Source organism: Ramlibacter sp. (genome assembly GCF_035627355.1).
In the GTDB taxonomy this organism is placed as follows: Bacteria; Pseudomonadota; Gammaproteobacteria; order Burkholderiales; family Burkholderiaceae_C; genus Ramlibacter.
This window is the reverse complement of the sequence record NZ_DASPLW010000063.1, coordinates 1-5,214: the sequence shown is the minus strand read 5'-3', so window position 1 is coordinate 5,214 and position 5,214 is coordinate 1. Positions and strand designations below refer to the sequence as shown.

General features: G+C 69.3%; 6 protein-coding genes. 4 read left to right on the top strand and 2 right to left on the bottom strand.

All coding sequences use genetic code 11. The features are described from left to right. The coding region (locus VEC03_RS15300; RefSeq protein WP_324916862.1) for an AMP-binding protein at positions 1 to 515 on the bottom strand (515 nt) is incomplete at its 3' end. 46 nt (positions 516 to 561) lie between these two features. Then, entirely contained in the window at positions 562 to 1,302 is a 741-nt protein-coding gene (locus tag VEC03_RS15295) for an FFLEELY motif protein (protein WP_324916859.1), read from the bottom strand. A gap of 111 nt (positions 1,303 to 1,413) precedes the next feature. Between VEC03_RS15295 and VEC03_RS15290 the strand changes: the two genes are divergently transcribed. Genes VEC03_RS15290 through VEC03_RS15275 form a run of 4 tightly spaced genes read left to right on the top strand, consistent with a single transcriptional unit; the run spans position 1,414 to position 5,198 of the window. Further along, on the top strand, positions 1,414 to 1,920 hold the full coding sequence (locus tag VEC03_RS15290; RefSeq protein WP_324916856.1) for a hypothetical protein: 507 nt from the start codon (positions 1,414 to 1,416) through the stop codon (positions 1,918 to 1,920). 4 nt (positions 1,921 to 1,924) lie between these two features. Beyond that, entirely contained in the window at positions 1,925 to 3,529 is a 1,605-nt protein-coding gene (locus VEC03_RS15285) for a GMC family oxidoreductase (RefSeq protein WP_324916853.1), read from the top strand. Next, entirely contained in the window at positions 3,529 to 4,518 is a 990-nt protein-coding gene (locus tag VEC03_RS15280) for an esterase/lipase family protein (RefSeq protein ID WP_324916850.1), read from the top strand. The genes VEC03_RS15285 and VEC03_RS15280 overlap by 1 nt, the downstream gene beginning before the upstream one ends. A 29-nt stretch (positions 4,519 to 4,547) precedes the next feature. Continuing rightward, the gene (locus tag VEC03_RS15275) at positions 4,548 to 5,198 is read left to right on the top strand and encodes a helix-turn-helix transcriptional regulator (protein ID WP_324916848.1); all 651 of its coding nucleotides are present in this window, start codon (positions 4,548 to 4,550) and stop codon (positions 5,196 to 5,198) included. Positions 5,199 to 5,214 lie beyond the last annotated feature (16 nt).

Below are 5,214 nucleotides of genomic sequence, written 5' to 3'. Positions count from 1 at the left end.
TTCGCCAGGTGGCGGACGGCAAAGGTGATCCATCGCCCGTACCCCAAGCCCAGGAGGTCGCCCATCGAGGCGATCACCACCTGCTTGACCGCGGTGCGCTCGACCACCTCCGCGAGCGTGTGCGCGAAGTTCTCGAGGATGACGATCGCCGTCGCGCCCGAATCCTTCAACTGGTGTTCCAGTTCGCGCGCGGTGTAGAGCGGATTGACGTTGACGCAGGTGTATCCGGCACGCAGCACGGCGGCCATGCTGACCGGGAACTGCGGGACATTGGGCAGCATCAGCGCCACTCGCGCCCCTGGCTCCAGGCCCTGGGCCTGCAGCCAGCCGCCGAGTGCGGCCGAATGCCGGTCCAGGTCGCCGTAGGTGATCCAGCGCTCCATGCAGACGGCGAAAGGCCGCGCGGCATTCTTTCGGAAGGACTCCTCCAGCAGTTCGGCCAGTGACCGGTACTGGTCCGGTTCGATGTCGTGCGGAACGCCTTCGGGATAGCTGCGCAACCAATACCTTTGCATCCGTCGTCTCCTTTTGGCGTGATTGTCGACAGCGCCCTTCCTTCGGCTACGGGGCTTGCCCCAAGATGCGGGACAACTCGGTCTCGCAGGCGGCAAGTTCCTGGTCGTACAGGAGTGCGAACAGCGCCTCCTCGCGCTGCCTCACGGTCCCCAGGAAGGTCTCCACGGCCCCGCGCACGCGTGACATCCCGGCGAAGGTATCGAACCCGAGTTCCAGGAAGTGCTGCAAGGCGCCCAGACCTGCTGCCGAGGCCGGACCGCGCATCATTCGCAGCATGGTCCGCAGACCCGGCTTCCGCGTCAGTCGCGCCAGTTCTTCGCCCAGCCGGATCACGGAGTCGAGTTGTTCGGCGCGCTCCTGCCTCCGTCCCAGCTCGCGCCACGCATAGGCGTATCGCCGGACGGACGGTTCCTGCGCGTCCCGCCGCAGCCAGATGCGCGCCATCTGGAGGTCCAGGTCTTCCGTCAGGGCGTGCAGGCGGGCCAGGGATGCTGCCGTCTCCGCCACATGGGCCGGGAACAGTGTTTCGATCGCCCCGGCGATTCGCGCGAACTGCTCGTCACGCCGCGCGTAGTCCTTGTCCCCGTACAACTCCTCCAGGAAGAAGGCGGCGGCAGCCTGGTAGGGACCGCCTTGCAGCAGGTCCGCGTACGTGCCGGCAAATCGCCTCGATTGCAGGCGCTTGATCTCGCCCAATCCGACCAGGAGCCGTGCGTCGCTGGCAGCGGATCGCCTCAGGCTCTCGACGGCGGCCACGGCGTCGCGGATGGTGCGGGCGGCTTGCATACGGTTCAGTCTAGCGAAGGGCGGGCGCAGCGGGGATGCGGTGGATCCCTGTGCGAGGCGCTTAGGCGGAGGGCTCTACCGGGTCGACCGCCGCCCTGCCATAGTCGCCGGATGCGCAGGAGAAGCTGGCTCAAGCTAGGCATCGGCGGTGCCGCCGTGCTGGTCATGGGCGGTGGCGCGCTGGCCCTGATGGAGCCCGGCCTGCAGCAAGGACGACTTGGCCCTTCGGGTCGTCTCGTTTTCACCCACACGGGCAGAGCGCTGCTGGACGGCAGCCTGCCTGCACAGCCGGGCCAACTCGCCGTTGCACTCGAGGGCCTGCTGGACCGCATCGACGCGCTGGTGGCGGCCTTGCCGTCGCATGCGCAGCAGGAGCTCTCGCAGTTGCTGGCGCTCCTCGCATCGGGCGTCGGGCGCCGCGCGCTGGCCGGCCTGTCGCCGGATTGGCCCGCAGCGAGCACGGCCGAGATCCAGGAGGCCTTGCAAGCGATGCGCACCTCGTCCCTCACCTTGCGCCGGCAGGCCTATCAAGCGCTGCACGACATCGCCGGCGCCGCCTATTTTTCCGACCGCAGCACCTGGCCCCTGCTGGGCTATCCAGGGCCGATGACCATCTGACGACATGAGCCGCCTGCCCGATCCGATTCGTGATGGCCTTGCGCGCGGCTGGCGCGTTGCCGGCGGCGCCCATGGTCTGCTTCCTGAGCGCGTGACCTGTGACGTCGCCATCGTCGGCTCCGGAGCGGGCGCCGGCATCACGGCCGAGATCCTGACGAAGGCCGGCCTGGAGGTGCTGCTGATCGAGGAAGGCCCCCTCAGGAGCAGCAGCGACTTCAACCAGCTCGAGTCCGAGGCCTACCCGACGCTCTACCAGGAAAGCGCGGCGCGCAAGACCCGGGACAAGGCCATCACCATCCTGCAGGGGCGCTGCGTCGGTGGATCCACGACGGTCAACTGGACGAGTTCCTTCCGCACGCCGGCGGCGACGCTCGATTTCTGGCAAAGCCGCTTCCAGCTGCCGGAATTCGGCTCCGATGCGCTCGCGCCCTACTTCGAGCAGGCGCAACGCCGGCTGTCGATCGGGCCCTGGCAGATGCCGCCCAACGAGAACAACGACCTGCTGCGTCGCGGTGCCGCGCGCCTGGGGATAGCCACGTCCTCGATCCAGCGCAACGTCAAGGGCTGCTGGAACCTCGGCTCCTGCGGCATGGGGTGCCCGACCAATGCCAAGCAATCGATGCTGGTCACCACCATCCCGTGGGCCCTCGAGCACGGGGCTCGCCTGCTGGTGGAGACGCGCGCCGAGCGGTTCGAACTGGCCAACGGCCGGGTCACCGCCCTCGTGTGCGCGCCAGCTTCGGACCGGGCAGGCGCCAAGCCGACGCGAATCCTTGCGCGCCATTACGTGCTCGCCGGCGGTGCCATCAATTCGCCGGCCGTGCTGCTTCGCTCGCAGGCGCCCGACCCGCACGGTCGGCTCGGCAAGCGCACCTTCCTGCATCCGGTCGTGCTGTCGGCCGCCCACTACGACAGCCAGGTGCGTGGCTGGCAAGGCGCCCCGCAGTCGCTCTATTCGGACCACTTCCTGGAGACCCAGCCGATCGACGGCCCGATCGGCTACAAGCTCGAGGCTCCGCCGGTCCACCCGGTGATCTTCGCCTCCACCGTGACCGGGCATGGGCCGTCGCATGCCGCGCTGCTGCGCCAGTTCCCGAACACCCACGTGCTGATTGCGCTGATGCGGGATGGCTTCCACGAGCAGTCGCCGGGCGGCTCGGTGCAGCTGCGCGGGGACGGATCGCCGGAACTGGACTATCCACTGAACGATTTCGTGATGGACGGCGCGCGCCGGGCGCTGCTGAGCATGATGGAAATCCAGTTCGCTGCCGGAGCGCGCCGGGTCATGCCCGTGCACGAACTGGCGCAGCCGTACGGCAGCTGGGACGAGGGCAGGCGGGCGCTAGCAGCCCTCCCCATGCAGCCGCTGCTGGCGAAGGTGGTCAGCGCGCACGTCATGGGTGGCTGCGGGGTGGCCGGCGAGCCCCGGCTGGGTGTTATCCGGCCGGATGGCGTGCACTGGCAACTGGACAACCTGTCGGTGCACGACGGCTCCCTGTTCCCGACCAGCGTGGGCGCCAACCCGCAACTCTCGATCTACGGCATCGTCAATCGCCTGGCCCAGGCGCTGGCCCGGCGGCTGGGCGGCGGCGAAGCGATACTCGCCTGATGGCCTCCCGCTCCCGACTGGCCTGGCTGCAGCGCGTCTCGACCCTGCTCGTGCTGGGCGGTGCCTTTGCGTGGCTGCTCCTGTCCTGGGACCGGTCGCCAGGTTGGGCCTTGGCCGGGGCGCTCGCGATCGCGTGCTTCCATGCGGGCGTGCTGGGGCTCGAGTTCCTGTTGCTGCCGCTAGCCAGTCGCGGCGACCCGACGCCCCGCGCGAGCCTGGCCGAGCTGTTCAAGGCCTGGGTGCAGGAAGTCGGCTTCGCCACCCGTGTGTTCGGATGGCGGCAGCCCTTCGCCTGGCGCAGGGAGCCCGACGAACTGCGCGGCGAGCCGGGTCTCGTCGGCATCGTGTTCGTGCACGGCTTCCTGTGCAATCGCGGCTTCTGGACCCCCTGGCTGCGCGAGGCGCGCGCTCGTGGGCATGCCTTCGTCGCGGTCAACCTCGAACCCGTGTTCTGCTCGATCGACGACTACTGCGACACGATCGAGCAGGCAGTGGCCCGGCTGGAGGCGGCGACGGGACGGCCGCCGCTGCTGGTGTGCCACAGCATGGGCGGCCTGGCGGCACGCGCCTGGTTGCGGCGCAGCGAGGGGTGGGCGCGGGTGGCGCACGTGGTCACCATCGGCACGCCCCACCGGGGCACGTGGCTCGCGCGCTTCAGCCGCATGCCCAACGGCCGCCAGATGCGAATCGGCTGCGACTGGATCGCTGCGCTGCCCGGCGCCGAACCGCACGTCGGACGGCTGTTCACCTGCTGGTACACCAACTGCGACAACATCGTCTTCCCGCCTTCCACGGCGACACTGCCCGGTGCGGACAACCGCCTCCTGTCCGGAGCCGCCCATGTGGACCTGGCTTTCCGTCCCGCTCTCGTGGAGGAAGTGTTCGCGCTGGCGCGGCGCCTGCCAGCCGAGGACGCTTCCCCCGCCAGTGAAGCGCTTCACAGGAAGAACGGAGAGATATCACTGGTAGGCGGCCGCACCGGTCCCTAATCTCTGCCCTCCACAAGGAGGGGAGAGACATGAACACGAATACCCACGCCACCAACCCGGCGCGCGAGCTCGAGGCGAGGTGGCATTCGCCGGTGCTGCTGGACCTGGTGCTGGACGAACTGGCCCATGGTGTCGCCGTCGCAACGGGCGAGGGCGAACTGCTGCACGCCAACCACGCGGCGCGACACGAACTCGGCCGGCGTCGCGCCATCGCGCTGCAGAACGGCCGCTTGCTGGCCCGGCAGCCGGAGGACGCCAAGGCACTGAAGGAGGCGTTGGGCAAGGCGGTCACCGGCAAGCGCAGCCTGATCGCGCTGGGCAACGCGGAAACGGGGTGCATGAGCGTGGCCGTCGTGCCGGTCCGGCGCGACCCCGATGGCGGGCCGGCGCACGCGGCCCTGCTGTTCTCGCGGCCGTCGGTCTGCGGATCGCTGATGCTGTTCTTCTTCGCCCGCAGCCACTCGCTCACGGCCACCGAGGAGAACGTGCTGGCCATCCTGTGCCAGGGCTACTCGGCGCCGCAGGTCGCCGAGCGCCTGCAGGTGGCGGTGTCCACGATCCGCAGCCACGTACGCAGCCTGTGCACCAAGACCCGGTCGAGCGGCGTGCGCGAGCTGGTGAACCGGGTCGCCATGCTGCCGCCGGTCGCGCCGGCACTGGCTTGCGAAGCGGTCCACTGAGCGCCGCTCGTCGATT